This window comes from Anaeromyxobacter soli (assembly GCF_022808855.1).
GTDB classification, from domain to species: Bacteria; Myxococcota; Myxococcia; order Myxococcales; family Anaeromyxobacteraceae; genus Anaeromyxobacter; species Anaeromyxobacter soli.
This window is the reverse complement of sequence record NZ_JAKZLF010000024.1, coordinates 49,483-74,958: the sequence shown is the minus strand read 5'-3', so window position 1 is coordinate 74,958 and position 25,476 is coordinate 49,483. Positions and strand designations below refer to the sequence as shown.

Genomic DNA, 25,476 nt, shown 5'->3' with positions numbered 1-25,476 from the left:
CGCGGGCGCGCGCGTCGCCCCGCTACTTCTTCTCCACCCACTCGAAGAACAGCTGCGCCATCGCCGCGACGTCCTTGTCGCCTCGGCCGCTCTCCGCGGCGGCGGCGAGGAGGCGGCGCACGGTCTCGTTGAGCGGGACCTTCGCGCCGAGGTCGGCGGCGGCCTCCTGCGCGAGCCGCTGATCCTTCTCGGCGAGGGCGATGGAGAACCGCGGCGCGAAGTCCCTGCGCTCCACGAGCTCCCCCTTCATGAGGTAGAGGGGCGAGTGGAACGACGAGGCCTGGAGCACCTCCACGAGCTTGGGGACGGCGATGCCGCCCGCCTGCGCGAGCGCGAGCGCCTCGCCGAAGGCCGTGATCATGGCGCCGCCGATGGCGTTCACGCAGAGCTTGAGGAGCGCCGCCTGGGCGGCCTCGTCGACCTCGAACAGGCGGGCCGACACCGCGTGCAGCGCAGGCCGGGCGCGTTCGCGCGCGATCGCCGGGCCGCCGACCACGAGGACGAGCTGGGCCTGCTCGGCCGCCGTCCGCGATCCCAGCACCGGGCACGCGACGAACCGGGCGCCTCGCGCGCTCACCCGCTCGCCGACCGAGCGCGCCGCCTGGACGCCGGCGGTGCTCATGTCCACGAGCACGTCCCCCTCGCGCAGCGCCGCCAGGACGCCGTCCGGTCCCTCGAGCACCGCGTCGAGCGCGCGCTCGTCCGTGAGGCAGCAGACGACGAGGTCCCGGCCCGTCGCGCACTCGCGCGGCGACCCCGCGAGCTTGCCGCCCTTCGAGACGATGTGGCCGGCCTTCGAGGGAGTCCGGTTCCAGACCGTCAGGTCGTGGCCGGCCTTCCGGAGGTTGTTTGCGATGGGCTCTCCCATGGTCCCGAGCCCCAGGAAACCGATGCGGAGTCGCATGTTGGCCTTGTAACCCGACGCGGCGGACCCGGCCAACGTCACGGAAGCGGCGTGGGCGTCAGCCGCGGGTGCGGCGAACCCGCCTCTGGCGCGGCGCGGCATTCTCTGCGACGCTCCTCCCGCTCGCCGGCCCCCGCGCCGGCAGTGTTCACCCGAGGTTAGGGAGCTCCAAGGCGCATGGCGACGGCGGACGTCATCGTGGTGGGTGGGGGTGTGAGCGGGCTCGGGCTCGCGTGGAAGGCGGCCCAGGCGGGCCGCAAGGTGCTCGTGCTCGAGCGCGAGGCGCGTGTGGGCGGCTGCCTCCACTCGCACCGGCGGCCGGACGGCTACTGGTTCGAGATGGGCGCGCACACCGCCTACAACAGCTACGGCGCGCTGCTCGACATCGTGGTCGGCACGGGCATGACGGGCAAGGTGAAGGAGCGCGGGCCGGCGCGGGGGCGATTCGGGCTGCTCCGGAACGGCGAGTACCGCTGGCTCACGCCGCCCAAGATCCTGCTCCAGCTGAACTGGCTCGAGGCGGCCGTCCACTTCCCCCTGAACTTCCTGCGCAAGAAGGACGGGGAGACGATCGGGTCGTACTACTCGAAGCTCCTCGGGCCCGGAAACTACGCGCGGCTCTTCTCCCCGTTCTTCGCGGCCGTCCCCTCGCAGAAGGCCGATGGGTTCCCGGTGGAGGGGGCGGGGTCGCTGTTCAAGAAGCGGCCGCGCCGGCCGGAGTTCGTGCGGAGCTTCGGCCTCGAGGGCGGCCTGCAGTCGGTGTGCGACGCGGCGGCCGCCGCGCCGGGGATCACCGTCGAGAAGGGCGTCCGCGCGACCCGGGTCGCCCGCGCCGGCGGAGGCTTCGTCGTGACGGCCGCGGACGGCCGCACCTGGGAGGCGCCGATCGCGGCGGTGGCCGCTCCGGTCGACCAGGCGCCCAGCCTCCTCCGCGACGACTTCCCCGCCCTCGCGGGCGCGATCGAGCGCGTCCGGACGGTGGCCGTCGAGAGCGTGGGCGTCGCGCTGCCGCGCGAGCGGTGCTGGATGCCGGAGTGCGCGTTCCTCGTCCCCGTGGACGACGTGTTCCACTCCTGCGTGACGCGCGACCCGTTCCCGGATCCCCGCTTCCGCGGCTTCGCCTTCCACTTCAAGCCCGGCCTCTCGCGCGACGAGCGGCTCGAGCGGATCTCCGCGGTGCTGCGCGTCCCGGTGGCGGAGCTCCCGGACGTCGTGGAGCAGCGGATCGTCCTGCCGGCTCCCGCGCTCGGCCACCCCGAGATCGTGGCGGAGATCGACCGTGGCCTCGCCGGGCAGCGGCTCGCCGTGACCGGCAACTACTTCGCCGGCCTCGCCATCGAGGACTGCGTGCTCCGCTCCAACGCGGAGTGGGCGCGGGTGGGGAGCTCGCCTTAGGGCGGCGGTCCGGGCGGGCCCGCCGGCTCCGCGGCGGCGGGCGCCCGCGGCGCCGGCTCGAAGCGGAAGGCGCCGTCCGCGAAGTCCACCCGCACGCGCGCGCCCTCCGTCACCTCGCCGCGGAGCATCATCCGCGAGATGGGCGTCTCGAGCTCGCGCTGGATGGCGCGCCGGAGCGGGCGCGCGCCGAAGCGCGGCTCGAACCCGCGCTCGACGAGGCCGTCGATCGCGGCGGGCGTCACCTCGAGCGAGATGCCCTGGCCGTGGAGCTTGCGGCGCGTGACCTCGAGGAGCCGCTCGACGATGCCGCCCATCTGCTCGCGCGTGAGCGGGTGGAACACGACGATCTCGTCGATGCGGTTCAGGAACTCCGGCCGGAACGCGGTCTTGAGCGCCTCCATCGCCTGATCGCGCATGGCGCGCGCCGACTCGTCGTCGCTCCGCAAGAACCCGACGGTCGTGCGGTAGGCGAGCGCGTCGGCGCCGACGTTCGAGGTGAGCACCACGATGGTGTTCTTGAAGCTCACCGTGCGCCCCTTGGCGTCGGTGAGCCGCCCGTCGTCCATGAGCTGGAGGAGCACGTTGAAGACGTCCGGGTGCGCCTTCTCGATCTCGTCGAAGAGCAGGACCGAGTACGGGCGCCGCCGCACGGCCTCGGTGAGCTTGCCCGCCTCCTCGTACCCGACGTAGCCCGGGGGCGCGCCGACGAGCCGGGAGACGGTGTGCCGCTCCTGGAACTCCGACATGTCGAAGCGGATCATCGCCCCCTCGTCGTTGAAGAGGTACTCGGCGAGGGCGCGGGCGGTCTCGGTCTTCCCCACGCCCGTGGGGCCGAGGAAGAGGAACGTCCCGATGGGACGGTTGGGGTCCTTGAGGCCGGTGCGCGCCCGGCGGACCGCCTCGGACACGGCGCGGATCGCCTCCTCCTGGCCCACGACCCGCTTCTCGAGCGCGCGCTCCATCTCGAGCAGCCGCTGCATCTCCTCCATGCGCAGCTTCTCGGCGGGGATCCCGGTCCACTCCGCGACGACGCGCGCGACGTCCTCGGGGCCGACCGACGGCTCCTGCGTGGAGCGCTGCTCGCGCCAGCCCTTGCGCATCCGGTCGAGCTCCGCCTTGAGGCCCTCGAGCTCCTTCTTGAGCTCGGCCGCCTCGGCGTAGCGCTCGGCGGCGACGGCCTGCGCCTTGTCCTTCTCGCGCTGCGCGACGCGCCCCTCGAGCTGCGAGAGCCGGTCCGGGCCGCTCGCGGCGGAGAGCCGCACCATGGCCGCGGCCTCGTCCATGAGGTCGATGGCCTTGTCGGGGAGGAAGCGGTCCGTGACGTACCGGTCCGAGAGGTCCACCGCGGCGTCGAGCGCCGCGTCGGTGATCTTGACGCGGTGGTGGGCCTCGTAGGAGTCGCGGAGGCCGCGGAGGATCTCGAGCGTCTGCGCCGGGGTCGGCTCCGAGACGAGCACCGGCTGGAAGCGGCGCTCGAGCGCGGCGTCCTTCTCGATGTGCTTGCGGTACTCGTCGAGCGTGGTGGCGCCGAGCGCCTGCAGCTCGCCGCGGGCGAGCGCGGGCTTCAGGAGGTTCGACGCGTCCATCGCGCCCTCGGCGCCGCCCGCGCCGACCACGGTGTGGATCTCGTCGATGAAGAGGATGATCTTCCCCTTGAGCTTGCGGACCTCGTCCATGAGGCCGGTGAGCCGCTGCTCGAAGTCGCCCCGGAAGCGCGTGCCGGCGAGCATCCCGCCGAGATCGAGCGCGAGGACGCGCTTGTCGCGCAGCACCTCGGGCACGTCGCCCGCGGAGATGCGCTGGGCGAGCCCCTCGGCGATGGCGGTCTTGCCGACGCCGGGCTCGCCCACCAGCACGGGGTTGTTCTTCGTCTTGCGGGAGAGGATGCGGATGACCCGCTCCACCTCCGCCTCGCGCCCGATCACCGGGTCGAGCTCGCCGGCCCTCGCGAGCGCGGAGAGATCGCGCGAGAAGCGGGCGAGGTTCGGCGGCAGATCGGTGCGGCGCGGCGGCGCCGCCCCGCCCGACGCCTCGGGCGCGCCGCCCTGGAGCCGCGCCTCGAGCGCGCGCGGGTCCACGTCGCGGAGGAACTGCGCCGCGAAGCTCTCGCCGTCGACGACGATGGCCGCGAGGAGGTGCTCGGGGCCGATGAAGTCCTGGCCGCGCTGCGCCGCCTGCATCCGCGCGACCTGCAGGACGCGCTTCATGCCGGACGAGAGCCCCACCTGCTCCGCCTCGATCGGCGCGCCGCGCGGGATCGCCTGCTCGAGCCGCGCCTCGTACTCCTCCACCGCCACGCCGGAGGCGCCGAGCGCCTCGCGCAGCTCGGGGACCTCGTGCAGGAGCGCGAGCAGGAGGAAGTCCACGCCGACCCGCGGCTGGCCCCAGGCGAGCGCCTCCTGGGCCGAGCGCTGCAGCACCCGCTGCGCCATCTCCGACAGGCGCCCGAGCATGCCTTCTCGCCCGCGCAGGCGGGGCCCGAACAGCCCTTCCATCAGGCTCTCCAGGGAGCCGAGCCGGCCCCCGCCCGCCATCGCGCTCGCGCAGTGGTGGCAGAGCCGCACCGCGGCCTCTCCGCCGCCGTTCATCCGCCGGCGCAGCTCGATCGCCGCAGGTCGCACGCCGCAGTTCTCGCAGAGTAGGGTCGCCACGTCGGAATCCCTCCGACGCAAACGTAGGCTCCGCGCGCCCGCGGCGAGGCGGGGAGAATCGGGGGAGCGGGGGGAGGGCCGTGCGCCGCGCGGGCGCGAGCGCCCGACCTTAGACGCGAGTCGCGAACAGGCGAGCGTAGCGAGCCCGCCGGGGCGACGCCGCGGAAGCGGCGAAGCCGCTCGCGGCGGCGCACGGGACCCGGCGAGCAGGGGTGGGGCCCCGACGACGGCGGCCAGCCGTCGGCGGGGCGGGGGCGCAGCCCCCGTTACGCGGTCGCGCCGCCGCCGTTCGAGACGGGTGCGCCGAGCAGCTCGCCGAGCCGGGCGGCGAGGCGCCGCGGCCGGAGCTCCCCGGCCGGCGCGACGAAGATGGTGTCGTCGCCGGCGATGGTGCCGAGCACCTCCGGCAGCTCGGCGAGGTCGATCGCGCGGGCGATCGCGGGGGCGCTGCCGGGGTGGGTGCGGATGACCACGAGCGAGGCGTTCGAGGTCACCTCGGAGACGAGGCCGCGCAGCGTCGCGAGGCCGTCCGAGCCGCCGGCGCCGTCGGGGAGCTCGTAGACGGTGCCCCCCTCCGGGCGCGACACGCGGCGGGCGCCGAGCTGCGCGAGGTCGCGCGACAGCGTCGCCTGCGTCGCCTCGATCCCCCCCGCGCGCAGCGCGTCGAGCAGCTCGTCCTGGGTGCCGATCTGGCGCCCGCGGAGCAGGCGGACGACGGCGTCGCGGCGGCGGCGCTGGCTGTTCATGTGGAGGTCACGAGCGAGCCCACCCCGCGGTCGGTGAAGAGCTCGGCGATGACGGTGTGCGGCTGGCGCCCGTCCAGCACGTGGACGCGCTCCACGCCGCCCGCGAGCGCGGCGAGGATCGACTGGGCCTTCCACTTCATGCCCCCGGTCACGGCGCCGGCCTGCACCCGGCGCGCGAGATCGCGGGTGTCGAGCTGGCGCACGAGCGCGCCGTCCGGGCTGGACTCGAGGATGCCGGGGACGTCGGTGAGGTAGATGAGCTTCTTCGCCCCGAGCGCCACCGCGACCGCGGCGGCGACCTCGTCGGCGTTGATGGACAGGCTGCCGCCCTCGTCGGAGAGGCCGATGGGCGAGATCACCGGGACGTAGCCGCCGTCGAGGAGCATGCGGAGGAACTCCCGGTTCACCTCCACCACCTCGCCGACGTGCCCGAGGTCGCGGCCGGACTCGTGCGTCGCCTTCTTGGCGCGCAGGAGCCGCCCGTCCTTCCCCGACAGGCCGACCGCGCCGGCGTTCCGCGCGTTGAGGAGCGCCACGAGCTCCTGGTTCACCTTGCCGGTGAGGACCATCTCCACGACGGGCAGGCTCTGGGCGTCGGTCACGCGCATGCCGTCCACGAACTCGCTGCGCTCGCCGAGCTTCTCGAGGGTCTTCGTGATCTCGGGCGCGCCGCCGTGGACCACCACCGGCTTCAGGCCCACCTTCTTGAGGAGGGACACGTCCTCGGCGAACGCCTCCTTGAGGCTGTCCTTCACCATCGCCGCGCCGCCGTACTTGATGACGGCGATCTGGCCGGAGAAGGCGGAGATGTACTTGAGCGCCTCGGCGAGGAGCGCCCGCTTGAAGGCAGGGCTGTAGTTCGAGACGCGGTCGTCCTTGGCGATCCCGCCGTCCGGCTTCTGGACGATGAGGGAGGTGTAGTCCGCGTTGATCTTCACGTAGTCGTAGGAGAGATCGCAGCCCCAGGCGGTCGCGCGCGCCTCGCCGTCGGCGAGCTCGACGAGCACGTCGATCCGGCTCTCGCGCATGCGCGTGCGGAGGTTCTCCCGGTCGAACTCGATGGGCGCTCCGCCGCCGAACACCGCGATGCCCTGCAAGGACACGCGCGCCTTGAAGGGATCGATCGGGTAGCCCGCGGCGCCGGCGCGGGCGCCGACGGTCGAGAGGATGCGCCCCCAGTTCGGATCGGCGCCGAAGAGCGCCGCCTTCACGAGCGGCGACGACGCGATCGAGCGGGCGCAGTCGCGGGCCGCCTCGTCGCCGGGCGCCCCCGAGACCACCACCTCGACGAGCTTCGTCGCGCCCTCGCCGTCGGCGGCCATGGCGCGGCCCATCTCGCCGAGGAGGTCGCCGAGCGCGGTCTCGAGCACCGCGAGGTCGGGACCCGGCTCGGAGATGCGGGGGTTCCCGGCGAGCCCGTTCGCGAGCGCGATGACGCAGTCGTTCGTGGACATCTCGCCGTCCACGGTGACCATGTTGAGGGTCTTCTGGACCGCGCGGGAGAGCGCGTCCTGCAGCGCCCTGGGCGTCACGGCGGCGTCGGTCGTGACGAGGCACATCGTCGTGGCGAGCTGCGGCGCGAGCATGCCCGAGCCCTTGCAGATGGCCGACACGACCGCGGTCTTCCCGCCGAGCGTGACCTCGCGCGCCGCCATCTTCGGGCGCGTGTCGGTGGTCATGATCGCCTCGGCGGCGAGGTCGGGGTGATCGCCGAGCTGATCCACGAGGGCGGGCAGGGCGGTCACGATCTTCATCGCCGGGAGCCGCGCGCCGATGACGCCGGTGGAGGCGGTGAGCACCGCGCGCTTCTGCACCCCGAGCGCGTCGGCGACGGCGCTCCGGATCACGGCCACGTCGTCGAGGCCCGCGGGCCCGGTGAGCGCGTTCGCGTTCCCGGAGTTCGCCACGATGGCGCGCATCCCCTCGGCGGGGACGCGCGGGCGCGCGTCCTGGATCGGCGCGGCGGCGGCCTTGTTGATGGTGAAGACGCCGGCCGCGGCGGCGGGGTGATCCGACACCACGAGGGCGAGATCGCGCCGCTGGGGCTTGAGCCCGCAGGCGACGCCGCCGAACCGGAAGCCCTTCGGGATCCTCACGGTCAGCCTCCGAGCAGGTCGAGCCCGGCCGTCTCGGGCCAGCCCATCGCCGCGTTCATCGCCTGCACGGCCTGGCCGGCGGCGCCCTTCACGAGGTTGTCGATGGCGGAGGTGGCGAGCGCGATCCCGGCCCGCGGGTCCACCGCGACGCCGACGTGGGCGCGGTTCGTGTGGAGCACGTCCTTCACCATGACCTTGTCCGCGGCGAGGACCTTCACGAACGGCTCCTCGGCGTACGCGGCGCGGAGCGCGCCCTCGAGGTCGGCCGGACGCGCGCCGCCGGCGAGCCGGAGCGCGACGGAGGAGAGGATCCCGCGGCGGATGGGGACGAGCACCGGGGTGAACGCGATCGGGCCGCAGGCGCCGGCGTGGCGCAGCACCGTCTGCTCGATCTCGGGCACGTGCTGGTGGCGGCCGAGGCGGTAGGCGCGCAGGTCGTCCCCGACCTCGACGAAGCTGTAGTCCTCGCTCGCCTTGCGGCCGGCGCCGGACACGCCGGAGAGGCCGGTGACGACGATCCCGTCCGGCGACACGAGCCCCGACTTCACGAGGGGCGCCACGGCGAGCGCGATGGAGGTCGCGTAGCAGCCCGGGTTCGTGACGAGCCTGGCTCCCGCGAGCCCGGCGCGCGCGAGCTCGGGCAGGCCGTACCGCGCCTCGGCGAGGAGCTCGGGGGCGGGGTGCGGGAACCCGTACCAGGCCGGGTAGGCCGCGGGGTCCGCGAGCCGGAACGCGCCGGAGAGATCCACGACGCGGGCGCCGCGCGCGAGCAGCCTCGGCGTGAGCGCGGCGGACACCTCCGCGGGCGTCGCCAGGAACACGATCTCGCCGTCGGCGCGCTCGGCCTCGGCGAGCGGGCGGTAGCGCAGCGCCGCGAGCTCACCCGAGAGCGGGAGCCGCCCGCCGGCGGGCTCGTCCGCCCAGCGATCGGAGTAGAGCGCCGCGACGCGGACGTGCGCGTGGCGCGCGAGGAGCCGCGTCAGCTCGAGGCCGGTGTAGCCGGAGGCCCCGACCACCGAGACCGGATGGACATGCATGGGTCTGCATATCTATGCAGACGCGCGGGGAAGGTCAAGCGGGGGGGGGCGGAACGGAAACGGGCCGGCGGGAGCGTGTCCCGCCGGCCCGAGTGCCCAGGAGAGGATTCGAACCTCCACGGTTTTGAGGCCGCCAGACCCTGAATCTGGTGCGTCTACCAGTTCCGCCACCTGGGCTTTGGGGGCCTCCTCATATGCCGTGCGCCGACGGGGTGTCAACCGGGAATCCCCCGGCCGCCCATCCGTTCCGTCCCTGCCGCGCCGCTTCGTCGCTAGAATGCGCGGCCCGGAGGACCCGCATGCTCGCCTCGCTCTTCGCCCTCAACCTCGTGCTCGCGACGGGCTCCGCGCAGGGCGCCCCCCAGGCGCCGCCCGAGGACTGGCCCTACGAGACGCCGCCGGGCCAGGAAGCCCCGGCGCAGGCCGAGCCCGCGCGCCCGGCGACCCCCGCGGCGCCTCGCGCCACCTCCACCCCGACCGGCACTGCGCGGCGTCCCCCCCGCACCCTCTCGCTCCTCTCCGCGGAGCCGCTCGGCGGCGGGTCGGCGACGCTCGCCTGGGCCGGCTGGTCCTCGCTCGGGATCGCCTGGGCGCAGGGGCTCACGCCGCAGGACGACCTCGGCGTGTTCGGGGATCTCGACTGGGCGAAGACCGAGCTGCGCCTCGGCGCCTTCTACCGCCGCCCGCTCGGCACCGCCGGCGGCTTCGACCTCGCCGGCCGCGTGGGCCTCGCCTGGTACGCGAACTTCGGCGGCGAGTGGATCCACGACGAGAACCACAAGGACCGCGGCCTCGAGCTCGCGCCCGCGCTCGTCCTCTCGACGCGCGCCGCCGGCGGGGTCGTCTCGCTCTCCGGCGAGGCGCCCATCACGGTGACCACCCGCTACGACGCCGGCGTGCTCTTCACCCCGCGCGCCGCGGCCTCCTACGAGACCCCGCTCTACGACGAGCTGACGGTCGGCGTCCGCGCCGCGGTCGGCTTCCGCGTCGGCGCCGGCGACGCGCCCCTGCGCGACGGCATGGCGGATCTTCAGTTCCTGGTGCTGGCGGGCTACCAGGTCCTGTAGCGCTCGCGGGCCCGCGGCGGGGCCTCCTCCCCTTCGCGCCAGCGCCGCCGCGCGCTACCAGCGCGCGGCGCAGGCGAGCGCGCCCGCCGTCTTCGGGGCGGCCGGCGCGCGCTCGCAGGCCGCGTCCACGGCGCGCAGCTTGCCCACCATCTCCTGCGCCGGGATCGCGCCGATCACGCGGTCGGGCACCTCGCGGCCGCGCGGGTCGATGAAGACCACGGTCGGCATCCCGACCACCCCGTACTTCTCCGCGAGCGCCTGGAACGCCTCGGACCCGTCCGTCCCGTCGAGCTTCACCGCGACGAAGCGGCTCGCCTCCTCGCGCACGCGCGGGTCGGCCCACGCGGTCTTGTCGAGCTCCTTGCAGGCCGTGCACCACTCGGCCCAGAAGTCGATGATGACCGGGCGACCGGAGGTCTTCGCGAGCGCGATCGCCTCCTCCTCGGAGTGCAGCCACGCGAACGCCGCGGCCGAGCGCGCGCGCTCCCGCGCCCCGGCGGCGCCGGCGGCGTAGACGATCCCACCCACGAGCAGCGCGACCCCGAGCCCCTTCGCGAGCCGCTCGCCGGCGGGCCCGTGGAAGCTCGCGTTCAGCGCGCCGAGGGCGACGCCGGCAGCCGCGAGCGCGGCCGCGACGAACGCCGCCTCGCGGGCGGCGGAGAAGATCGGCTTCACCTGCGGGAAGGCGTCCTTCAGGAAGATGCCGGCCGCGGCGAGGAGCGCGACGCCGAAGACCGACTTCACGGTCTCCATCCAGGCGCCGCTCTTCGGCAGCGAGATCGAGAACGCGCCGATGAGGAAGAAGAGCAGCCCCATGCCGAGCGCGTAGGTGAACATGATGCCGAGCCCGAACGCGACCGAGCCCTTAGCGGCGACGAAGGTGAGCGCCGCCGCGAGCACGGGCCCGGTGCAGGGCGCGGCGATGACGCCGGAGACGAGCCCCATCGCGAACGCGCCGGCGCGGCCCGCGCCGCCGACGCCGGACAGCCGCGCCTGGAGCGACGAGGGGAGCTGCAGCTCGAACGCGCCGAACATCGAGGCGGCCATCGCGGCGAGCACGAGCGCGACGAGCCCGATCACCCACGGGTTCTGCATCACGCTCCCGAACGCCTTGCCGGTGAGCGCCGCGCCCACGCCGAGCGCGGAGTACATCGCGGCGATCCCGAGGACGTACAGCCCGGAGAGCGCCATCGCCTCGGAGCGGGTGCCGGCCTTGCGGGCGCCGAAGATGGAGACGGTGATCGGGATGAGCGGGTACACACAGGGGGTGAGGCTCGTCGCGACGCCCCCCACGAAGGCGACGGCGAACGCGACGATCGAGCCCTCGGCGAGCAGGGTGCCGAGCTGGAGGTCGCTCTGGGACCCGGTCGGGCCCAGGCCGACCAGCTCAGGCAGCCACGCGACCGCCGCGAAGGTCAGCGCTGCGAGGAGGATCCGGGTCGGAAGGCGCATGTGTCCCTTGGGAACGGTAACGAAATTCCGCTGTGTCGCCCGATGCTTGCTTGCGGTGCACGCTTGACCGGGTGGCTGATTTCCTTATACTCGACCCCGCCCGTCGACGTCCGGGCGTTAGCGTTCCCTGAAGCTTAAGAGCCCTCGGGTGCGATGAAGATTCCCATCTACATGGATTATCACGCCACGACCCCGGTCGATCGCCGGGTGCTCGAGGCGATGCTCCCGTACTTCTCCGAGCAGTTCGGAAACGCGGCCTCCAAGAGCCACGTGTTCGGCTGGCACGCCGAGGAGGCGGTCGAGGCAGCGCGCGAGGAGGTGGCGAAGCTCATCGGCGCCTCCGCCAAGGAGATCGTCTGGACGAGCGGCGCGACCGAGTCCGACAACCTCGCGGTGAAGGGCGTCGCGCAGTTCTACCAGTCGAAGGGCAAGCACCTCGTCACCTGCAAGACCGAGCACAAGGCGGTGCTCGACTCGATGCACGCGCTCGAGCGGCAGGGCTTCGAGGTGACCTTCCTCGACGTCGAGAAGGACGGACGGCTCGATCCCGCCCGGCTGAAGGCGGCGCTGCGGAAGGACACGACCCTCGTCTCGATCATGCACGCCAACAACGAGACCGGCGTCCTCCACCCCATCGAGGAGATCGGGCGGATCACGCGCGCGGCGGGCGTGCTCTTCCACTGCGACGCGGTGCAGGGCGTCGGGAAGGTCCCGTTCGACGTGGAGCAGGCGAACGTGGACCTCGCCTCGATCTCCGCGCACAAGATGTACGGGCCGAAGGGCATGGGCGCGCTGTACGTCCGGCGCAAGCCGCGCGTGCGGCTCACGGCGCAGATGGACGGCGGCGGCCACGAGCGCGGGTTCCGCTCCGGCACGCTGAACGTGCCCGGCATCGTGGGGATGGGCAAGGCCGCCGAGCTCGCGCGGCTCGAGGGCGCCGCCGAGGCGGCGCGGGTGCTGGCGCTCCGCGAGCGGCTCCGCAAGGGCCTCCAGGCGGGCCTCGATCTCCTGACCGTGAACGGCAGCCTCGCGCACCGCGTCCCGGGCAACCTGAACGTCAGCTTCGCCTACGTCGAGGGCGAGGCGCTGATGATGGCCATCAAGGACGTGGCCGTGTCGTCCGGGTCGGCCTGCACGAGCGCGTCGCTCGAGCCGTCGTACGTGCTGCGCGCGATGGGCATCTCGGAGGACCTCGCGCACTCCTCGATCCGCTTCGGCCTCGGGAGGTTCACGACCGAGGAGGAGGTGGACCACGTCGTCCGCCTCGTGGTCGCGAAGGTCAAGAAGCTCCGCGAGATGTCGCCGCTCTACGAGATGGTGAAGGACGGGGTCGACCTGTCTCAGATCGAGTGGGCGAACCCCCACTAGCGAAGGAACGAAGATGTCGTACTCGGAAAAGCTCCTCGATCACTACGAGAACCCCCGCAACGTCGGCTCGCTCGACAAGGGCGACCCGGACGTCGGGACCGGGCTCGTCGGCGCCCCGGCCTGCGGGGACGTGATGAAGCTGCAGATCAGGGTGAACGGCGACGGCGTCATCGAGGACGCGAAGTTCAAGACGTTCGGCTGCGGATCGGCGATCGCGTCCTCCTCGCTCGTGACCGAGTGGGTGAAGGGCAAGACCGTCGACGAGGCGCTGACCATCAAGAACACCGACGTGGCGAACGAGCTCAACCTGCCGCCGGTGAAGATCCACTGCTCGGTCCTCGCGGAGGACGCCATCAAGGCGGCCGTCGCCGACTGGCAGAAGAAGCACGGCCTCGACCCGACGGTGAAGGCTGACACGGTCCAGGGCGATCGCGCGGCGCTGCTCGAGCGCGGCGTGCTGAAGTCCGGGATCTGAGGGGAGGCGCGAAGGATGGCGGGGAACATCGACCTGAGCGAGAAGGCGGCGGTGCGGATCCGCGCCCTCTCGGCGGAGAAGGGGACGCCCAACGGCGGCCTTCGCCTGGGCGTGAAGGGGGGCGGCTGCTCGGGCCTCTCCTACGTCATCGACTGGGCCGCCGAGCCCGCCAAGCACGATCAGGTGATCGAGCGGGACGGCGCGCGGCTCTTCGTCGACCCGAAGAGCGCCGTGTTCCTCGCGGGCACGGTGGTGGACTGGCAGCAGACGCTGATGCAGAGCGGCTTCGTGTTCAGAAACCCCAACGTGAAGAGCGCCTGCGGCTGCGGCGAGTCGTTCACGATCTAGTCGATACGTGCTAGTGCGTTCCCGCTCGGCGCCGGGATCTCCCCGGGCGAGCGGGAATGCTCTTTTCGAGAGCATGCGCCACCCGATCTGAGATGCGCCACCCGACCTGCTGGAGCTGCGAGCTGGAGCTGGAGAGCGGGACGCTCTTCTGCCCGCGTTGCCGCAAGATCCAGCCGGTCGCGCGCACCGAGGACTACTTCTCGCTCCTCGGCCTCCCGCGCGAGTTCGCGCTCGACCGGGCCGACCTCGAGCGGCGCTTCCGCGAGCTCTCCCGCGTGCTCCACCCGGATCGGTTCGCGCGCGCCGAACCGCGGGAGCGGCGGCTCTCCCTGGAGCGCGCCACCCGCCTCAACGACGCCTTCCGCTACCTGAAGGACTGGCGGCTCCGCGCCGCCTACCTCCTGAAGCTCGCCGGGACGGACGTGTTCTCCGAGGGGCGGACCTTCACCGACCCCGAGTTCCTGGAGGAGCAGCTGGAGTGGCGGGAGGCGCTCGCCCTCGCGCTCTCCGACGGCGACGGGGAGGCCCTGCGGCGCATCGCGCGCGCGGCGCGCTCCCGGCTCGAAGGGATCGAGGCGGAGGTCGGAGGCATGTTCGAGGACGACCACTGGTTCTCGGAGCTGCCGGTGGAGATCGCGCGGCGCCTCTCCCGCGCGCGGTACTACGACAACATCGTGGCGGACGCCGAACGCGGCGCCGCCGCCGCCGGACCCTGAGGAGCCACATGCCGCGCGCGATCGGGATCGATCTCGGCACGACGAACTCGCTCGTCGCCCACGTGGACGAGCGGAACCGCCCGCAGGTGCTGGAGGTGGACGGCGGGAGCCGGCTCCTCCCCTCGGCGGTGTACTACGACGCGGGCGGCGACCCGGAGGTCGGCGCGGGCGCGAAGCGCCGGGCGCCGGAGCGGCCGCTCGACACCATCCTCTCGGTGAAGCGCTTCATGGGCCGCGGCCCCGGGGACATCCGCCCCGAGGACCGCGGCATCTACCGCTTCGACGAGTCCGGGGCGGTCGTGCGGCTCGTCCTGAACGGCGGCACGCGCGCCGTCACGCCGATCGAGGTCTCCGCCGAGATCCTCCGCGTCCTGAAGCGGGGCGCCGCGGAGGCGCTCGGCGGCGCGCCGGGCGGCTGCGTCATCACCGTCCCCGCCTACTTCGACGACGCGCAGCGCCAGGCGACCAAGGACGCCGGGCGGCTCGCCGGCCTCGACGTGCTCCGGCTCCTCAACGAGCCCACCGCGGCGGCCCTCGCGTACGGGCTCGACAAGCGCTCGCAGGGCATCTTCGCCGTGTACGACCTCGGCGGCGGCACGTTCGACGTGTCGATCCTGCGGCTCGACGCCGGGGTCTTCGAGGTGCTCTCCACCGTGGGCGACACGCACCTCGGCGGCGACGACTTCGACCGGCTCGTGGCGCGGAGGCTCATGGAGGACGGGCTCACGCCCCCGAACGGCGCGCCGTCGCCGGCCGTGCTGCGCGGGGCGGTGGCCGCGGCGCAGAAGATCCGCGAGGAGCTGACCGCGCACGAGGTGGTCGAGGCGGACGTGGAGCTCCCCGAGGGCCACCGCCTGCGGGCGCGGCTCACCCGCGCCGAGCTGGAGGCGCTCATCCAGCCGGTGGTGGATCGCACGACCGGACCGTGCGAGGCGGCGCTGCGCGACGCGAACGTCGCGAAGGTGGACGGGGTGGTCCTCGTCGGCGGCGCGACGCGGACGCCGCTCGTGCGCCGCCACGTGCGGCGGATCTTCGGGCAGGAGCCGCTCACGGACCTCGACCCCGACACGGTGGTCGCGCTCGGCGCCGCGGTGCAGGCCGACGCGCTCGACCGCGGCGGGCGCGAGGACCTGCTCCTGCTCGACGTCATCCCGCTGTCGCTCGGCGTCGAGATGATGGGCGGGGTCGTCGAGAAGATCATCATGCGGAACTCGACCATCCCGGCGAGCGCCACCCAGCAGTTCACGACCTACGCCGACGGCCAGACCGGGATGGTCGTGCACGTCGTGCAGGGCGAGCGCGAGCTCGCCCGCGACTGCCGCTCCCTCGCGCGCTTCACGCTGAAGGGCATCCCCCCCATGCCGGCGGGGATCGCGCGCGTCGAGATCACCTACGCCGTGGACGCGGACGGGATCCTCCAGGTCTCGGCGCGCGAGCTCACGACCGGCATCGAGCAGAAGATCCAGGTGAAGGCGACCTACGGCCTCACGGAGGAGGAGGTCGAGCAGATGCTCGTCGAGAGCATCGAGCACGCCGAGGAGGACGTGACCCAGCGCTTCCTCGTCGAGTGGCGCGTGGAGGGCGACCGGATCCTCGGCTCGCTCGAGTCCGCCTTCGAGCTCGACGGCGGGCTGCTCACCGACGCCGAGCGGGCGCCGATCGAGGAGCGCATGCGCGGGCTGCGGGACGCCATGGCCGGCCCGGACTACCTCGCGATCAAGGCGTGGATCGAGTCGGTGGACGCCGCCTCGAAGGCGTTCGCCGAGCGGCGGATGGACAAGCACATCCGCCAGGCGATGGCCGGCCACCGCGTGCAGGAGTTCGCCGAGAGCATCGTCGAGCACCCGCGCGCGACCGGCTCCAAGGACGGCGATCTCGAGGACGAGGGGGCGTAGCGCGCATGCCGAAGGTCACCTTCCTGCCCGAGGGAAAGAGCGCGGAGGTCCGCCGCGGCTCGTCGATCCTGGAGGCCGCCGAGCAGGCCGGGGTCGAGCTCCCCCACAACTGCGGCGGCGTCGCGGCCTGCACCACCTGCCACGTCTGGATCGAGGCGGGGCTCGACTCGCTCTCCGAGATCGAGGATCGCGAGGACGACAAGCTGAACGAGGCCGCCGGGCTCCAGCCGAGCTCGCGGCTCGGCTGCCAGGCCTGCGTCTCGGACGAGGACGTGGTCGTGCGGATCCCCGGGAACCGGATCGCCTCCTGACGGACCCGTTCTCCACACGAACGCTCGGCGAGCGAAGCGAGCCCGCCGGCCGGGGGCGCAGTCCCCGTCAGAACAGGAGTCACCGATGAGATGGACCGACGTGCGCGACATCGCCATCGCCCTCGCCGAGACGCACCCCGGCGTGGCGCCGCTCTCCGTCCGCTTCACCGACCTGCACCGCTGGGTGCGCGAGCTCCCCGGCTTCGCGGACGATCCGGAGAAGTCGAACGAGAAGGTCCTCGAGGCCATCCAGATGGCCTGGCTCGACGAGGTCGAGGACTGACGGACCCTCGCCGGTCGTGAGGCGCGGACCGGCGAGCAAAGCGAGCCCGGCCCTCAGCCGCGCCGCGGCGGCGCCCGCCACCACTCCAGCAGGGCGGGCGCGATGCGCGGGAGCGGGAGGACCTGCTCGACCGCGCCTCGCGCGATCGCCTCCTTCGGCATGCCGAACACCACGCAGCTCGCCTCGTCCTGCGCGAAGGTGCGCGCGCCGGCGGCGCGGAGCTCGGCGAGGCCCTCCGCGCCGTCGTCGCCCATGCCGGTGAGGATCACGCCGGCCGCATTCCCGCCCGCCGCCTGGGCCGCGGAGCGGAACAGGACGTTCACGCTCGGCCGGTGCAGCGACACGGGGGGACCGTCGAGGACGTGGACGACGTACTGCGCGCCCGAACGCCGGAGCGCCAGGTGCCGGTTGCCGGGGGCGACGAGCGCCCGGCCCGGACCGAGCCGGTCGCCGTGCGCGGCCTCCTTCACCTCCACGCGGCAGCTCCGATCGAGGCGCGCCGCGAACTGCGCGGTGAACACCTCGGGCATGTGCTGGACGATGGCGATGCCCGGGGCGTCCGCGGGCAGCGCCTCGAGGATCTGGCGGAGCGCCTCGGTCCCGCCGGTGGACGCGCCGATGACCACGACGCGCTCGGCCGCGCCGCGGGCCGCCGGGCGGGCCGGGAGCACCGCGTCGGCGGAGAGCTTGATCCCCGGGCGCGAGCCGGCCGTCCGGCGGGGGACGCGCGCGAGCACGGCGGCGCGGACGACCTGCACGAGGCGCACGGCCGAGTCCTCGAGGAACCCCTTCACCCCCAGGCGCGGCTTCGCCACGAGGTCGACCGCGCCCTCCTCCAGCGCGCGCAGCGCGATCTCGGTGCCCGGGCCGGCGAGGCCGGAGCAGACCACCACCGGGACGGGATCCTCGGCCATCACCTTGCGCAGGAAGGTGAGCCCGTCCATCCGCGGCATCTCGATGTCGAGGACGATCGCGTCCGGGCGCTCCCGGCGCATCTTCTCCATGGCGATGAGCGGGTCGTGCGCCGTGGCGACCGTGAGCCCCGCGCGGCCGAGGATCTGCGTGAGCGCCAGCCGCACCACGGCGGAGTCGTCGACCACGAGGACGCGGGCGGGCATCAGGCGCTCCGCGCCGGAGGCGGCAGCGTGTACACGGTGGGCATGGCGGCCCGCGCGCGGGTGGTGAGCCCGCCGAGGCTCTCCGCGTGCCCGAGGAAGAGGTGCCCGCCCGGCTCGAGCCGGTCGATGAGCCGCTCGACCACGCGCTCCTTCGCCTTGCGCTCGAAGTAGATGAGGACGTTCCGGCAGAACACGAGGTCGAAGCGCGCGTCGGGCCAGGCGTCGCCGTTCAGGTTCACCCGGTCGAAGCGCACCCGCGCGCGGATCTCGGGCCCCGCCTTCATGAGCCCCTCCTGGCTGCCGACCCCGCGGAGCATGTAGGCCTTGAGGTAGGCCTCGGGGATCTCGCTCGCCTTGTCGATCGGCCACACCGCGGCGCGGGCGCGGTCGAGGATCCGGGTGGAGAGGTCGGTCGCGAGGATCTCGAGCTCCCAGCCGGAGGGGAACGCGTCGAGGAGCGACATCGCGAGCGAGTAGGGCTCCTCGCCGCTCGAGCACGCCGCGCTCCACACCCGGATCCGCCGCGCGCGCCGGCCCGCCTCGGCCTCCTCGCGCAGCGCGGGGAACACCTGTTCTCGCAGGAACTCGAAGTGGCGGGGCTCGCGGAAGAAGTGCGTCTCGTTCGTGCAGATCGCGTCGAGCATCCGCACCTTCTCGGCCGCGTCCCCGCGGACGCGCTCGTAGTAGGCGTGGTAGCTCGTGAGGCCGAGCTCCCGCAGCCGCCGGGCGAGCCGGCCCACGAGGAGGGCCTTCTTCACCGGCGCGAGCCAGATCCCGGCCTCGGCGTGGATGAGGCGCTGGAACAGCTCGAACTCGCCGTCCGTCACGGCGCTCACGGCCGGCGCCACGACGGCGGGGACGCTCCCCGCGCCGGCCACCTGTCGCGCCCGCCGCTCCGCGTGCACCGTCACGCGCGCCTACGCGGCCTCGACCGCGTCGCCGGCCGGAGCCTCCGGAGCGGCCTCGAGCGCGGCCTCGAGCGCGCCGGTGGCGGCGTCGCGCGCGAACTCCTTCTCGTCGGCCGAGATGACGCGGTCGAGGTCGAGCAGCAGCACGAAGCGCTTGCCGACCTTCCCCATGCCGAGGAGGAAGTCGACCTTCACCGCCGTGCCGAAGGGCGGGGCCGGCTCGACGTCCGCGGGCCCGAGCTCGATGACCTCCTGCACCGCGTCCGCCATGACGCCCACGACCGTGTCCTGGCCGTCGAGCCGCGCCTCGACGATGAGGATGCAGGTGAGGCGGGAGACCTCCGTCTCCGGCAGCCCGAACTTGGCGGCGAGATCGACGACCGCGACGACCTGGCCGCGCAGGTTGATGACGCCGCGCACGGAGCGCGGGGTGGACGGCACGCGCGTGACCGTCTCGTACTGGAGGATCTCCTTCACCTTGAGGATGCCGACGCCGTACTCGCCGCCCGCGAGGGAGAAGGAGAGGTACTGCGCGCGATCGTCCGCTTCCGTCGCCTGTGTCATATCGGGCTCCCAGTCATGACGAGGTTGCGCCCCCGTCCTTTCACGCCGCATTCGCCTCTGCCGTGGCCGCGCGCCGCAGGGTCTCCCGCAGGAGCCCGCCGACGTCGAGGATGAGCGCCACCCGGCCGTTGCCGAGGATGGACGAGCCCGAGATGCCGGGCACTCCGCCGAACATCCGGCCGAGCGGCTTCACCACCGTGGAGGACTCACCGTGCAGCGCGTCCACGGTGACGCCGGCCGTGTGCGCCCCATGCCGGACCACCACCACGTTCTCGCGCCCGGGGCGCGCGCCGCCGAGGCCGAAGTGGTCCCGCAGGCGCAGGTACGGCAGCGGGGCGCCCCGCACGTTCAGGATCCCGCAGGGCGCGGACGCCGCGCACTCCTCCGTGGGCAGCTCGAGGCACTCCACGACCGCGTCGAGCGGCAGGATGAAGGTCTCCGCGGCGACGCCCACCTTGAAGCCCTGGATGATGGCGAGCGTGAGCGGGACGCGGATCGTGATCTCCGTGCCAGCGCCCGGGACGCTCCGGATCGCGACCGAGCCTCGCAGCGCCTCGACGTTCCTGCGCACGACGTCCATGCCGACCCCGCGGCCCGAGAGCTCGGTGACCGCGTCGGCGGTGGAGAAGCCCGGCTCGAACACGAGCCGTCCCGCCTCCTCGTCCGTGACGCGCGCCGCGTCCGGCGCGAGCCCCTGCGCGACCGCCCGCGCCGCGATGCGCGCGCGGTCGAGGCCGGCCCCGTCGTCCGAGACCTGGATCACCATGCTCCCCGCCTCGTGGAAGGCGCGCAGCACCACGGTCCCGATGGGAGCCTTGCCGCGCGCGCGCCGGACGTCGGGCGGCTCGATGCCGTGGTCGAGGGCGTTGCGGACCATGTGCGTGAGCGGGTCGCGGATGTGCTCGATGACCGCGGTGTCCACCTCGACGTCCTCACCCTCGACGACGAGGCGCGCGCGCTTCCCGAGGGCGGCCGCGGCGTCGCGGACGGTCCGGGCGTGCGGGTGGAAGGTCGGCCCGATCGGCACCATCCGGGCCTTCGTGATGAGCTCCTGCAGGTCCTGGTACAGCCGGTCCGCCTCGCGGTGCGCCTCGAGGAGCTGCTCGGCCCCGGCGCCGGCGCGCTGCTCGAGGAGATCCGTGAGCCTGCCGCGGGCGATGGCGATCTCGCCCGACAGGTCGAGCATGCGGTCGAGCTTCGTCACGTCCACGCGCAGCGTGCGCGCGCTCGCGTGGGCAGGCCCGGCGGGCTCGTACGCGTCGCCGGGGCCGGCGTGGCCTCCGGCCGGCGAGGAGGACGCCCCGGGCTCGCCCGCGCCGGGGGCGGACCCGGCGGCCTGCGCGGCGGCGGCGAGTCGGCGCCGGAACGCGAGCGCGGCGGCGGGCTCCTCCCGCGCGCCCGCGGCGGCCGCCGCGACCGACCCGCGGAGCACGTCGACGGAGCGGAGGAGGAGCGTGACGAGCGCGTCGGTGACGCCGAGGCTCCGCCCTCGGAGCCGCTCGAGCACGTCCTCGAGGTCGTGCGCGAGCTCGCGGACGCCGTCGAAGCCGACGAGCGCGGCCCCGCCCTTCACGGTGTGCGCGTCCCGGAAGAGCGCGTGCAGGATGGCCTCGTCGCCGGGCCGTGCCTCGAGGGCGACGAGCGCCTGCTCCATGCGCCCGAACGTCTCCTCCGCCTCCGCGAGGAACGTCTGCACGAGCAGCTCGCGATCGATGCCGAGTTCGTCCATGTCGCCTCCGCCGTTCACAGCTGCCGCACCCAGGCGGTGCCCTCGTCCGCGAAGAAGATCAGCTTGCGACCCCGCGCGCCGCCGACGTCCTGGTCGAGCACCGGGATGCGGGCCTCCCCGAGGAGGCGCAGGGCGAGCTCGACGTTCTCCTCGCCGAGGTTGCGGGAGCCGCGGAACGCGCCGATGACGCTCGCGCCGCCGAACACCTTCGCGACGAGCGCGGCGCGCGCCGCCCCGGCCCGGACGACCGCGTCCACGAGCTCGGGCACCGCGACGTTGCCGAAGCGGACCGAGCGCTCGCGCCCCACCGGGTGCGGCAGGAGGAAGTGGTTCATGCCGCCGACCCCGCTCGCGGGATCGTGCAGGCACACCGCCACGCACGAGCCGAGCACGGTGGTGATGGCCGTGCGCGTGGCGGCGGTCGCGAGCTGGCCGGCGTGCAGGTAGACCTGGGCGCGGCCGGCGAGGTCGGGCGCGGCGGCGTTCGGCCGCTCGGGGAGGGTGGCGGTGCGAGCGGTCACGCGCCTCGCGGCCTCAGGCGCGCAGCGCGAGCGCGAGCCCGGCGTGCGTGGAGAGGAGGTCGAACACGGCGTGGTCCTGCTCGTCGAGGATCGGCTTGTGGCCGAGGAGCCGCCAGATGGCGAGCGCGCCGACGGTCGCGTCCCCGGCGCGCAGCGGGATGCAGGCGGAGAGCTCCGGATCGCAGGGCTCGGGGGCGGGATCGCGGCCCGCGATCCACGTGGCGCCGGACGAAGCGGCCCGGCCGATGATCCCCTCGCCGACCGCGACGGTGTGGATCGGCCCGGGGTCCACCCCGAACGCCTTCAGCAGATCGAGCGAGTCGCCGCGCCGCTCGAAGAGCGCGAGCTCCTCCGACCCCACCACGTTGATGACGATCTCCTGCACCGCGGCGACGACGTCCGCGCGCGAGCGGCCGCCGTGCAGCCGCTCCAGCGCGACGAAGAGCTGCGCGAGCTCGGTGGTGCGCTCCTGCGCGGCGACGTAGTCGTCGGAGAGCCTCCGCTGCTCGGCCTCGAGCTCCTCCACCCGTGCGCGGAGCCGGTCGCGCTCCGCGTTCGCGTGCGCGATGGCCTCGTGCGCCAGCGCGAGCTCGCTCGTGAGCCGCCGCCGCTCGTGCTCGCCCGGGTCGGAGGGCGCACCCCGACCGGGCACGGGCGTCGTCGCCTCGGAGGCGAGCCGCTGCTGCTCGGAGCGGAGCGAGGTGATCACCTCGCGCAGGCGCTCGCTCATCTTCTGGAGGTCCTGGCCCGCGGCGGCGGGCGGCGGGGGAGGGGTCCGGTCGCGCGGATCGGCCATGGCGTCGCTCGCTACTGCCCGAGGCAGCTGCGCACCTTGGCGAGCAGCTCGAGGCCGTTGATGGGCTTCGTGACGTAGTCGTTGCAGCCGCTCGCGTAGCCGGACTCGACGCTCGCGAGCTCGCCGCGCGTCGTGACCATGATGACCGGGATCTCGCGCGTGTCGGGCTGCTGGCGCAGCTTCCGGCAGGCCTCGAAGCCGTCCATGCGCGGCATCACCACGTCCATCAGGATGAGGTCCGGGCGCTCCGAGATCGCCTTCTCCACGCCCTCCGCGCCGTCCTTGGCGGTGACGACGTCGTAGGCGTCCTTCGACAGGATCATCCGCTCCATGAGGAGCACCGTGGACGAGTCGTCGACGAGCAGGATCTTCTTCCGGTCCATCACGGCGGCCTCCTCGGAGCTGCGAGCACCCGCCGAGGTGCAAGCGCGGCACCACTGCGCAGGGTGGGTGCGACGCGTACGCGCTCGCCACCGGCGCCGCCCAGGGCCCGCCGCGCTGGCCAGCCCTTTTCCCGAGGATCCGCGCCCGCCTGCGCGCGCGCCGCCGAGCCGAGCGCACGATATCGACGTACCGTGAACGGGGCGCGACGTCTCGCCCACGTGCGACAGCCGGAGGACCCGGGCTCGGGGTGTCCCGAGCCCCGGGTAGGGGGAGCCCGGGGCGCTCCGCCGCGGCATGGGGGGCGGCGGGCGCGCGGGAGACCGTCGGACGGAGCGCGGACGTGCTGCGGACGCAAACAGCCCAGGATCACGCTGAGATGCCCCGGCGCGGACCCTGCTCGGGCGCACCGCATGACCCCGATCTCCCTCGCCGTCGCCGCCGCGCTCGTCGCGGCAACCCCGCGTGCCCCCTCCACCCTCGATCCCGCGCCCGCGCGCGCGGGCCCCGCCGACGCTGCGGCCGCGGCCGACGCCGAGGCGCTCCGGGCGCTCGCGGTCCTCTCCTCGGGAGAGCCCGCCATCGCGGAGGTGCAGGCCGCCGCCGCGCAGGCGGCGGACTCCGAGGCGCCCGGCGCCGTGGGCTTCGCCCGGCGTGCACGCCTCGCCGCGCTGCTGCCGCGCCTGACCGCCGAGTACCAGCGCGACGAGCGCAGTCACCGCGTCGTCGGCCTGCAGGGCTCGGGCGAGGTGGACTACCTGCGGCTCGCGCCGGGCTTCGCCGTCACGCTCCGCGCGACGTGGGACCTGGGCGGCCTCGTCGCCGCGACGGGCGAGGTCGCCGCTGCCGCGGAGGCGACGGCCCGCGCCCGCGCCCGGGCGGAGGCGGTGAAGCGCGCCACCACCCTCTACTACGAGCGGCAGCGCCTCCGGCTCTCGCTGCTCCTCGACCCGCCCGGCAGCGCGCTCGCGCGCGCGCAGGCCGAGCTCGAGATCGATCGCCTCGGCGCCGAGCTCGCGGCGATCGCCGGCGCCCGCGGCGTGCGGGGGCGGCCGTGAGGCGCGCCGCCATCCTGCTGCTCGCCGCCGCCTGCGGCCTCCCCGAGCCCGCCCCGTTCGTGCGCGTGGAGAGCGTCGCGCCCGAGGGCCCGGGCGTCGCCCCGGAGGCGGTCGTGGCGGAGATCCGCTTCACCGCGCCCATCGCGCCCGAGGGCATCCTCGACGGCGAACGGCTCGCGCTCGTCCCCGCAGCCGACCTGCGCGAGGCGCTCGAGGCCGTCGAGTCGGACGCGGGCGCCGCGGCGCTCGCCTCGCGCGTCCCGGCGGCGGTCGCGCTCGCCGACGGAGGGCGTCGGGCGATGCTCACGCCCGGCGCGCCGCTGCGCGCGCTCGCCCCTTACGTGCTCGTGCTGTCGTCGCGCGTGCACGCCGCGGACGGACGGCCGGTGCTGGACGTCGAGGGCCGCCGCCGGCCGTCCGTGGGGGCCTTCGAGACGGCGCGCGCGGCCGGTCCGCCGCCGCGGCCGGTCGTCACCGAGGTGAGGGCGGACGCGGCGACGCCCGAGGCGGGCGGCGAGTACGTGGAGATCGCGAACCGCGGGGAGGGCGTGCTCGATCTCCTCGGCTGGCGCCTCGCGAAGCGCTCGGCGACCGGGGCGCTGTCCTCGTGCGTGGTGAGCGCGCGGCTCGAGGACGCGCTCCCGCCGGGCGCGATCGCGCTCGTCGCGGGTGGCGCGTACGACGGGCGGTACGCGCTGCCCCCCGGGACGCCCGTGCTCGCCTGCGGAGCGACCGCGCTCCTCGGCGGGATCGCCAACGAGCGGCCGCCGGAGCTCCTGCTCCTCGATCCCTCCGGCGCGGTCGCCTCCACGTTCGGCGCGGGCGGGGCGGCGCCGCTCTGCCCCGCGGCGGCGGTCCGCGTCGACGTGGACGGGCCGGACGTCGCGGAGAACCTGGCCTGCGCCGAGGGGGAGGGGACGCCCGGCGAGTGAGCCGGAGCCGGGGCCCGGGTCAGCGGGCGTTGTCGACGATCCACTTCCCGAGGAGCTCGTCCTTCAGGAGGTAGCCGTCGGCGCCGCACTCGGTCACGAGCTTCTCGACCTTCTGCTTGTCCTCGCCCGAGCAGAAGACGACCTTGATCGAGCGGAACATCTCGTTCTTCTTCACGAAGCGGCAGAACTGCGCGCCGTCCACCTTCGGCATGTTGATGTCGAGGAGGATGAGGTCGGGCCGGGTCTGGCGCTTCAGGATGATCGAGGTCGCCTTCTCGGCGTCCGGCGCGTACTGGATCTCGAAGCCCTTGGCCTCGAGCTCCTCCTTCAGCAGACGCGCGACGATCTCGGAGTCGTCCACGATGAGCACGCGGCGGCGCGCCTCGAGCGCGGCGGTGAAGCGGCGCGGCAGGTCCTCCGGCGGGGAGGACGGGACGGCGCCGTCGAGCTTCAGCTCCGCGGCCTTCTGCGCGAGCTCCTCCGGCGTCCCGTCGCCGACGAGCAGGGCGCGCCCGCGGAAGCCCCGGTCGCGCAGGAGCGGCGGCGCCTGCTTCGCGCGCACCGCGTCGACGAGCAGCGCCGCGGCGTTTCCCGCCTCGGCGACGAGCGCGTGCGGCTCGCGCTCGAGCACCACCTGGTGCCCGGCGGCCTCGAGGGCCATGCCGGTCACATGTAGGACGATCTCGCTCTCGCAGCAGATGAGGACCTTCACGTCGCCCCTCTCC

Annotated in this window: 25 protein-coding genes and 1 tRNA gene; 11 read left to right on the top strand and 15 right to left on the bottom strand. The window is 74.0% G+C overall.

Annotated features, from left to right (window positions below):
* Positions 1-22 precede the first annotated feature (22 nt).
* Entirely contained in the window at positions 23-904 is an 882-nt protein-coding gene (locus MLV88_RS16295) for an NAD(P)-dependent oxidoreductase (RefSeq protein ID WP_242340289.1), read from the bottom strand.
* Between the two features lie 177 nt (positions 905-1,081).
* On the opposite strand from MLV88_RS16295, the gene MLV88_RS16290 reads away from it, so the two are divergent.
* A complete protein-coding gene (locus MLV88_RS16290) occupies positions 1,082-2,299 on the top strand; it encodes a protoporphyrinogen/coproporphyrinogen oxidase (RefSeq protein WP_242340288.1) in 1,218 nt (405 codons plus the stop codon).
* On the opposite strand, the gene MLV88_RS16285 is transcribed toward MLV88_RS16290, so the two are convergent.
* From MLV88_RS16285 to MLV88_RS16265, 5 genes are all read right to left on the bottom strand, one after another.
* Complete coding sequence (locus MLV88_RS16285; protein WP_242340287.1) at positions 2,296-4,950, bottom strand: ATP-dependent Clp protease ATP-binding subunit; 2,655 nt, start codon at positions 4,948-4,950, stop codon at positions 2,296-2,298. The genes MLV88_RS16290 and MLV88_RS16285 overlap by 4 nt on opposite strands.
* Before the next feature lie 266 nt (positions 4,951-5,216).
* The gene (locus MLV88_RS16280) at positions 5,217-5,696 is read right to left on the bottom strand and encodes an arginine repressor (RefSeq protein WP_242340286.1); all 480 of its coding nucleotides are present in this window, start codon (positions 5,694-5,696) and stop codon (positions 5,217-5,219) included.
* Positions 5,693-7,792: a bifunctional glutamate N-acetyltransferase/amino-acid acetyltransferase ArgJ gene (argJ, locus tag MLV88_RS16275; RefSeq protein WP_242340285.1), complete on the bottom strand. Its 2,100-nt coding sequence runs from the start codon at positions 7,790-7,792 to the stop codon at positions 5,693-5,695. Before argJ ends, MLV88_RS16280 begins: the two co-directional genes overlap by 4 nt.
* Before the next feature lie 2 nt (positions 7,793-7,794).
* Positions 7,795-8,829, bottom strand: a complete 1,035-nt coding sequence (gene argC, locus MLV88_RS16270) for an N-acetyl-gamma-glutamyl-phosphate reductase (RefSeq protein ID WP_242340284.1) — start codon at positions 8,827-8,829, stop codon at positions 7,795-7,797.
* 93 nt (positions 8,830-8,922) lie between these two features.
* Positions 8,923-9,006, bottom strand: a tRNA-Leu gene (locus tag MLV88_RS16265).
* Between the two features lie 122 nt (positions 9,007-9,128).
* On the opposite strand from MLV88_RS16265, the gene MLV88_RS16260 reads away from it, so the two are divergent.
* Positions 9,129-9,896, top strand: coding sequence for a hypothetical protein (locus MLV88_RS16260; protein ID WP_242340283.1), 768 nt, complete (start codon positions 9,129-9,131; stop codon positions 9,894-9,896).
* A 54-nt stretch (positions 9,897-9,950) separates the two neighbouring features.
* On the opposite strand, the gene MLV88_RS16255 is transcribed toward MLV88_RS16260, so the two are convergent.
* Positions 9,951-11,348 (bottom strand): protein-disulfide reductase DsbD family protein, encoded by a 1,398-nt coding sequence (locus MLV88_RS16255; protein WP_242340282.1) that lies wholly within the window; start codon positions 11,346-11,348, stop codon positions 9,951-9,953.
* A 153-nt stretch (positions 11,349-11,501) separates the two neighbouring features.
* Between MLV88_RS16255 and MLV88_RS16250 the strand changes: the two genes are divergently transcribed.
* From MLV88_RS16250 to iscX, 7 genes are all read left to right on the top strand, one after another.
* Positions 11,502-12,716 (top strand): IscS subfamily cysteine desulfurase, encoded by a 1,215-nt coding sequence (locus MLV88_RS16250; RefSeq protein ID WP_242340281.1) that lies wholly within the window; start codon positions 11,502-11,504, stop codon positions 12,714-12,716.
* A 13-nt stretch (positions 12,717-12,729) separates the two neighbouring features.
* Positions 12,730-13,191, top strand: coding sequence for a Fe-S cluster assembly scaffold IscU (iscU, locus tag MLV88_RS16245; protein WP_242340280.1), 462 nt, complete (start codon positions 12,730-12,732; stop codon positions 13,189-13,191).
* A gap of 15 nt (positions 13,192-13,206) precedes the next feature.
* The gene (locus MLV88_RS16240) at positions 13,207-13,539 is read left to right on the top strand and encodes a HesB/IscA family protein (RefSeq protein WP_242340279.1); all 333 of its coding nucleotides are present in this window, start codon (positions 13,207-13,209) and stop codon (positions 13,537-13,539) included.
* Between the two features lie 92 nt (positions 13,540-13,631).
* The gene (hscB, locus tag MLV88_RS16235; protein WP_242340278.1) at positions 13,632-14,255 is read left to right on the top strand and encodes a Fe-S protein assembly co-chaperone HscB; all 624 of its coding nucleotides are present in this window, start codon (positions 13,632-13,634) and stop codon (positions 14,253-14,255) included.
* A gap of 8 nt (positions 14,256-14,263) precedes the next feature.
* Positions 14,264-16,150 (top strand): Fe-S protein assembly chaperone HscA, encoded by a 1,887-nt coding sequence (gene hscA, locus MLV88_RS16230; protein ID WP_242340277.1) that lies wholly within the window; start codon positions 14,264-14,266, stop codon positions 16,148-16,150.
* Positions 16,151-16,155: 5 nt separating this feature from the next.
* On the top strand, positions 16,156-16,461 hold the full coding sequence (locus MLV88_RS16225; RefSeq protein WP_242340276.1) for a 2Fe-2S iron-sulfur cluster-binding protein: 306 nt from the start codon (positions 16,156-16,158) through the stop codon (positions 16,459-16,461).
* 85 nt (positions 16,462-16,546) lie between these two features.
* Positions 16,547-16,744: a Fe-S cluster assembly protein IscX gene (iscX, locus tag MLV88_RS16220; RefSeq protein WP_242340275.1), complete on the top strand. Its 198-nt coding sequence runs from the start codon at positions 16,547-16,549 to the stop codon at positions 16,742-16,744.
* 53 nt (positions 16,745-16,797) lie between these two features.
* Here iscX and MLV88_RS16215 read toward each other — a convergent pair whose 3' ends face one another.
* From MLV88_RS16215 to MLV88_RS16185, 7 genes are read right to left on the bottom strand one after another with little or no spacing between them, the layout of a single operon-like run.
* The gene (locus MLV88_RS16215) at positions 16,798-17,862 is read right to left on the bottom strand and encodes a protein-glutamate methylesterase/protein-glutamine glutaminase (RefSeq protein WP_277956944.1); all 1,065 of its coding nucleotides are present in this window, start codon (positions 17,860-17,862) and stop codon (positions 16,798-16,800) included.
* On the bottom strand, positions 17,862-18,773 hold the full coding sequence (locus tag MLV88_RS16210; RefSeq protein ID WP_242353067.1) for a CheR family methyltransferase: 912 nt from the start codon (positions 18,771-18,773) through the stop codon (positions 17,862-17,864). Before MLV88_RS16210 ends, MLV88_RS16215 begins: the two co-directional genes overlap by 1 nt.
* Before the next feature lie 6 nt (positions 18,774-18,779).
* Positions 18,780-19,334, bottom strand: coding sequence for a chemotaxis protein CheW (locus tag MLV88_RS16205; protein WP_242353070.1), 555 nt, complete (start codon positions 19,332-19,334; stop codon positions 18,780-18,782).
* Between the two features lie 40 nt (positions 19,335-19,374).
* Positions 19,375-21,063: a chemotaxis protein CheA gene (locus MLV88_RS16200; protein WP_242360574.1), complete on the bottom strand. Its 1,689-nt coding sequence runs from the start codon at positions 21,061-21,063 to the stop codon at positions 19,375-19,377.
* A gap of 14 nt (positions 21,064-21,077) precedes the next feature.
* Positions 21,078-21,584: a chemotaxis protein CheD gene (locus tag MLV88_RS16195; protein ID WP_308197058.1), complete on the bottom strand. Its 507-nt coding sequence runs from the start codon at positions 21,582-21,584 to the stop codon at positions 21,078-21,080.
* Between the two features lie 13 nt (positions 21,585-21,597).
* The gene (locus MLV88_RS16190) at positions 21,598-22,380 is read right to left on the bottom strand and encodes a GAF domain-containing protein (RefSeq protein ID WP_242355107.1); all 783 of its coding nucleotides are present in this window, start codon (positions 22,378-22,380) and stop codon (positions 21,598-21,600) included.
* An 11-nt stretch (positions 22,381-22,391) separates the two neighbouring features.
* A complete protein-coding gene (locus MLV88_RS16185) occupies positions 22,392-22,763 on the bottom strand; it encodes a response regulator (RefSeq protein ID WP_242341349.1) in 372 nt (123 codons plus the stop codon).
* A 411-nt stretch (positions 22,764-23,174) separates the two neighbouring features.
* Here MLV88_RS16185 and MLV88_RS16180 point away from each other — a divergent pair, with 411 nt between their 5' ends.
* A complete protein-coding gene (locus MLV88_RS16180) occupies positions 23,175-23,819 on the top strand; it encodes a hypothetical protein (protein WP_242355106.1) in 645 nt (214 codons plus the stop codon).
* Complete coding sequence (locus tag MLV88_RS16175; RefSeq protein ID WP_242355104.1) at positions 23,816-24,751, top strand: lamin tail domain-containing protein; 936 nt, start codon at positions 23,816-23,818, stop codon at positions 24,749-24,751. Before MLV88_RS16180 ends, MLV88_RS16175 begins: the two co-directional genes overlap by 4 nt.
* A 19-nt stretch (positions 24,752-24,770) precedes the next feature.
* On the opposite strand, the gene MLV88_RS16170 is transcribed toward MLV88_RS16175, so the two are convergent.
* Positions 24,771-25,463 (bottom strand): response regulator, encoded by a 693-nt coding sequence (locus tag MLV88_RS16170; protein WP_242355102.1) that lies wholly within the window; start codon positions 25,461-25,463, stop codon positions 24,771-24,773.
* Between the last annotated feature and the right edge of the window lie 13 nt (positions 25,464-25,476).